Source organism: Devosia sp. (genome assembly GCF_017307565.1).
In the GTDB taxonomy this organism is placed as follows: Bacteria; Pseudomonadota; Alphaproteobacteria; order Rhizobiales; family Devosiaceae; genus Devosia.
The window spans coordinates 1-4,875 of sequence record NZ_JAFKHD010000032.1 but is presented as its reverse complement, the minus strand read 5'-3'; the positions used below and the strand labels follow the sequence as shown (position 1 = coordinate 4,875).

5 protein-coding genes are annotated in these 4,875 nt (G+C 63.2%); 3 read left to right on the top strand and 2 right to left on the bottom strand.

The genetic code is table 11. The features are described from left to right. On the bottom strand, positions 1 to 542 hold a 542-nt coding region (locus J0I64_RS00505), incomplete at its 3' end, for a hypothetical protein (RefSeq protein WP_291405386.1). 74 nt (positions 543 to 616) lie between these two features. On the opposite strand from J0I64_RS00505, the gene J0I64_RS00500 reads away from it, so the two are divergent. Together J0I64_RS00500 and J0I64_RS00495 are read left to right on the top strand one after the other, a co-directional pair. Further along, positions 617 to 1,921, top strand: coding sequence for an aminotransferase class III-fold pyridoxal phosphate-dependent enzyme (locus J0I64_RS00500; RefSeq protein WP_291405384.1), 1,305 nt, complete (start codon positions 617 to 619; stop codon positions 1,919 to 1,921). Between the two features lie 8 nt (positions 1,922 to 1,929). Beyond that, complete coding sequence (locus J0I64_RS00495) at positions 1,930 to 2,403, top strand: ureidoglycolate lyase (protein ID WP_291405382.1); 474 nt, start codon at positions 1,930 to 1,932, stop codon at positions 2,401 to 2,403. On the opposite strand, the gene J0I64_RS00490 is transcribed toward J0I64_RS00495, so the two are convergent. Continuing rightward, positions 2,400 to 3,149 (bottom strand): GntR family transcriptional regulator, encoded by a 750-nt coding sequence (locus J0I64_RS00490; protein ID WP_291405381.1) that lies wholly within the window; start codon positions 3,147 to 3,149, stop codon positions 2,400 to 2,402. The genes J0I64_RS00495 and J0I64_RS00490 overlap by 4 nt on opposite strands. A gap of 136 nt (positions 3,150 to 3,285) precedes the next feature. Between J0I64_RS00490 and J0I64_RS00485 the strand changes: the two genes are divergently transcribed. Continuing rightward, positions 3,286 to 4,857: an ABC transporter substrate-binding protein gene (locus tag J0I64_RS00485; RefSeq protein WP_291405379.1), complete on the top strand. Its 1,572-nt coding sequence runs from the start codon at positions 3,286 to 3,288 to the stop codon at positions 4,855 to 4,857. Positions 4,858 to 4,875: the final 18 nt, after the last annotated feature.

Below are 4,875 nucleotides of genomic sequence, written 5' to 3'. Positions count from 1 at the left end.
CGGCGCTTGGAGAGGTGCATCATGACGATGAGGCCGAGGCGGTCGGCCAGGGCGATCTGGTGCTCGGGTAGGAAATCGGTGATCCCGGCTTCGGCGCGGTCCTGGTTGGTGGCGTAGACCAGGTAGGGTTTTAGGCCGATGGCGCCGGTGCGGCGGAGCGTATCCAGAATTTCGGCCTCGCTCATGCCGGGATGGACCAGCATCAGTGCGGCGGAATCGGCGCTCTTCGCCGCCTCGCGGGCGACATAGGTGTTGCTCCCGTCGAAGTCGCATTGGCCGGCAAACGGGAAGGGGAAGGCCAGGCGCTGCATCTGCCGGCCGGGCATGAGCGCGGCGTCGATGGCGTCGGCGAGTTCGGTCGTCACCTCGGGGAAGTAGCGCCCGATGCTCGGTGCATAGGGGCCGTTTTCCTTGTCCGGATTGAGGTTGAAGGCCCAGCGATAGATGTGGGTGTGAACGTCGAACACCTGCGCCGGCACGAAGCCGTCGAGCTCTTCCTCCCAGATACGGCGGTCGAGATCGTTTGGCTGAAAATCGTACATGGCGGCTCTCCCTCAGGCTTGATTTATCATGTTACGCTGATAACCATATAAGTAAAGCGAGGGGGAGATTTTTCATGGGTAGTGGGCAGGAGCTCTGGAAGAAGGCCAAACGGCTGATACCGGGCGGAAATATGCTGCTGTCGAAGCGGCCGGAAATGTTCCTGCCAGAGCAATGGCCGGCCTATTTCAGCAAGGCCAAGGGCGCCCGCGTGTGGGACCTTGATGGGCGCGAACTGATCGACATGACGATCATGGGCGTCGGTGCCAATACGCTCGGCTATGGGGATGACGAGGTCGATGCGGCTGTCATCGCCACTGTCGGGCGGGGCAACATGTCCAGCCTCAATGCGCCGGAAGAAGTGGCGCTGGCCGAGCGCCTCGTGGAACTGCATCCCTGGGCCGACATGGCGCGCTTTGCGCGCACCGGCGGGGAGGCGAATGCCGTCGCTATCCGCATTGCCCGCGCGGCCTCGGGGCGAGATGGCGTGGCCATCTGTGGCTATCATGGCTGGCACGACTGGTATCTGGCGTCCAATCTTGGCGAGAGCGACGAACTGGCGGGGCACCTGCTACCCGGGCTCGACCCTACGGGGGTGCCGAAAAACCTGCGCGGTACGGTACATCCCTTCTCGTTCAACGATCTTGCGGCCCTCAAGGCCCTGATCGCGACCGGCAAGATCGGTGTGATCATGATGGAAGTGGCGCGGACATTCGATCCTGACCCGGCCTTCCTCAGGAGCGTGCGCGAGTTGGCCACGGCCAATGGCATCGTGCTGATTTTCGACGAATGCACCTCGGGGTTCCGCCAGAGTTTTGGCGGTCTGCACAAGCTTTATGGAGTCGATCCTGACATGGCAGTGTTCGGCAAGGCGCTGGGCAATGGCTATGCCGTCACCGCCGTGATCGGCCGGCGGGACGTGATGGAAGCGGCGCAGAACAGCTTTATCAGCAGTACATTCTGGACCGAGCGGATTGGCTCGGTCGCCGGTGTGGCCACGCTTGATGTCATGGAGAAAACGCGCTCCTGGGAGGTCATTACCGCGATCGGCCGGGACATTACGCGACGCTGGCAGGAACTGGCGACCAGGCATGGGCTCAGCATAACCACCTCGGGTCTGCCGGCGCTGACCGGCTTTGCCTTCAAGGGACCGAATGCGGCTGCCTACAAGACGCTGATCAGCCAGGAAATGCTCGACAAGGGCTATCTGGCGGCGACCAGCGTTTACACCGCGGTCTCCCACACGCCTGACATTGTCGATGGCTATTTCGACGCGCTCGATCCCGTCTTTGCCAAAATCGCCGAATGCGAGGCGGGCAGGGATGTTGGTCAACTCCTGCGGGGGCCGATCTGCCACGCCGGCTTCAAACGTCTCAACTAGGACTTTCCATGACTTTCGTTCTCAAGGCCCGGCCGCTCGATGCCGCGGCGCTCGCGCCCTATGCCACGGTTCTCAATGCCAGCGACGGCAAGGCGCGCGCCTTTCCCGAAGTGATGGCCCATGGCGACGTTGCCGGAGCCCATGCCTTTACCATCCTCTGCCCCAACCCTGTCGAGGGTGCGGTGCGTGTCGGGGCGCTCGAGCGGCATCCGCATTCGACGCAGAGTTTCGTGCCGATCAAGGCGGGGCGGTGGCTGGTGCTGGTGGCGCCGAAGACGGCAGACGGTGTGCCCGATCTTGGTGCTGCGCTGGCGTTTATCGCCGGCCCCGAGGATGCGATCTGCATCAACCAGGATGTGTGGCATGCGGGGCTGACCGTGTTCGACCAGCCGGCGCAGTTCGGCATGATCATGTGGAAAGCCGAGCGCGAGGAAGACGGCGTGCTGTGGCAACTGCCTGAAGCGATCGCGGTGGAGATCTAGTCTCTGCTGGCCTGGCTGCGCGTCGCGTCAGAGCGGCTGTTGAGCATGCGCAGCAGGGGTTCGTAGTGATCGATGACGGCCTTGCGATAGGCTTCGTGATTACCTGAGCGCGCGGCGGCGTACATGTCGCTGTGCGCTTTTGCCGTTTGCCGGAGATCGGCAGGCAGGGCGAGGTCAAGGCGCGGCAGCACAGCGGTGTGGATATCCCAGAAGGCGGCGACGAGCTGGCCGGCGAGCTGGTTGGTCAGCGGCGCAAGCAGGCGGGTGTGGAACTGGCGGTCTTCATAGAGGAAGGCCTTGCCGTTTTCGGCGCTCGCCTGCATGGCGGCGACCAGCCGTGGAATTTCCTCGTCTTCATGGCCCGAATGGGCTTTCACCACATCATCGGTCAGTGCCAGGTCGAGCGAGCGGCGCAGGTCGACCACTTCGCGCAGGGCCGCGAGATCGTCGCCGGGCGAGAGGACGCCGCGGAACACCAGCGTTTCGACGAGCGGGGCCAGACTCATCTGGCCGACGACGGTGCCGGTGCCGTGGCGGACTTCGACAATGTCGAGGGTGGCGAGGGTCCGAATGGCCTCGCGCACCGATGAGCGGGAGACGCCCAGCTCCTCGCAGAGTTCGGTTTCGGTGGGGATCGGATCGCCCGGGTGCAGGCCCCGCAGCAGGATCAGGCGCTTGATCTGTTCCGCAGTGGTGCTGCGGAGCATTCTCGATTTGTTGCTGGCGAGCGCGGCAGGACCGTTCATCCCGATTCCTTTGTCTGCGGCCACTTGGACCCAGGTCAGTTTTGGCGGTTCGGCCCGGCGAAACAAGAGGGGTTGCGCGGGGCTGCACAAATCTCTAGAAGACATCAGACGTCTGATGTCAACTGGAGGGTGTCTCATGCGTAATCTAGGTTTTGGAATTTCCCGTCGTGCGCTCTGCCTTGCGGCAGGGGCTTTTGCGTCCATGTGGGTGCTGGGGGCGGGGGCATATGCCCAGGATGTGCCGGCTGGTATCGACCCCGATGCGACCATTCAGGCAGCAATCGCCTATGGCCTGTCGGGCACGTTCGATCCGCTGAGCGCCTCGGGCGCGGTGACCATTGCAGTCAACTGGCACGTCTTTGAAGGCCTGGTGGATCTCGATCCGGTCACGCGCGAGCCCTATGCCGCGCTCGCCGCCGAAATGCCGGTCAGCGAAGACGGGCTGACCTATACGATCAAGCTGCGCGATGGCGCCGTGTTCCACGATGGCACGTCGGTGACGGCTGACGACGTCGTGTTCTCGTTCGATCGTGTGCTCGATCCCGAATCCAAGTCGCTGTTCCGCTCGTTCGTGGCGTTCATCGACAGTGTCGAGGCCGTGTCGGCCGATACGGTCAAGATCACCACCAAGTATCCGTTCTCGCTGTTCAACCAGCGCCTGGGTTCGGTGAAGATCGTGTCGCGCGCCGCTGTCGAGGCTGATGCCGACGCGTTCGGCAAGCAGCCAATCGGCACGGGTCCCTACAAGCTGATCTCGGCCGTGCCCGAGGCGCAGATCGTTTTCGAGCGCAACGATGCCTATACCGGTCCGCGCCCGGCGTTGGCCAAGGACATGGTCTGGAACCTGATCGCCGACCCCAGTGCGCGCGTCAACGCGCTCTCCTCGGGCACCGTGATGGCCATCGAGGACGTGCCCTATATCGACGTCGATGCGGTTGCCGCGACGGCAGAACTGGAAAAGGCGCAGTCCTTCGGCCTGCTCTTTGCCATGTTCAACACCCAGGCCGAGCCTTTTGACGACGTGCGCGTGCGTCAGGCCTTCTTCTATGCGCTCGACATGGACAAGATCATCGGCACCGGCATGCTCGACAATGCCACGGCCGCGACCTCGTTCCTGCCGGCGACGCATCCGAACTACCACGAGGCTGCGGTCGTCTATGACTACGACCCGGAAAAGGCCAAGGCGCTGCTCGCCGAAGCCGGTACGCCAGACCTCGACATTACCCTGATGAGCACCGACCACGGTTGGGTGAAGGACGTTGCGCCGATCATCAAGGAATCGCTCGACCAGGTCGGCTTCCACACGACGCTCGATATCGGGCAGTCCGGTGGTCAGTATGGCAAGGTCGATGCCGGCGAAATGCAGGTCATGATCGCCCCCGGCGATCCGTCGGTGTTCGGCAACGACCCCGATATCCTGATGCAGTGGTGGTATGGCGACAACGTCTGGCCCAAGACGCGTTACCGCTGGGCCGAGAGCGAAGGCTACAAGACGCTGACGAGCCTCCTCGAAGAAGCGCAGCGCCTGTCGGGCGCCGAGCAGCAGGCCAAGTGGAACGAAGCTTTCGACCTGCTTTCGGAAGAAGTGCCGCTCTATCCGCTGCTGCACCGCCAGTTGCCGACGGCATGGAATGCCGACGAACTCGAGGGCTTTGCGCCTGTGCCGACCACCGGCCTTTCGTTCCTCGGCGTCGGCGTCAAGGAATAATCATCCGATCGTCAGGAC

What these genes read in the sequence shown, in the direction of transcription:
- J0I64_RS00500 (WP_291405384.1), top strand. Translation starts at nt 617, where the DNA reads ATGGGTAGTGGGCAGGAGCTCTGGAAGAAGGCCAAACGGCTGATACCG.
- J0I64_RS00495 (WP_291405382.1), top strand. Translation starts at nt 1,930, where the DNA reads ATGACTTTCGTTCTCAAGGCCCGGCCGCTCGATGCCGCGGCGCTCGCG.
- J0I64_RS00490 (WP_291405381.1), bottom strand. Translation starts at nt 3,149, where the DNA reads ATGAACGGTCCTGCCGCGCTCGCCAGCAACAAATCGAGAATGCTCCGC.
- J0I64_RS00485 (WP_291405379.1), top strand. Translation starts at nt 3,286, where the DNA reads ATGCGTAATCTAGGTTTTGGAATTTCCCGTCGTGCGCTCTGCCTTGCG.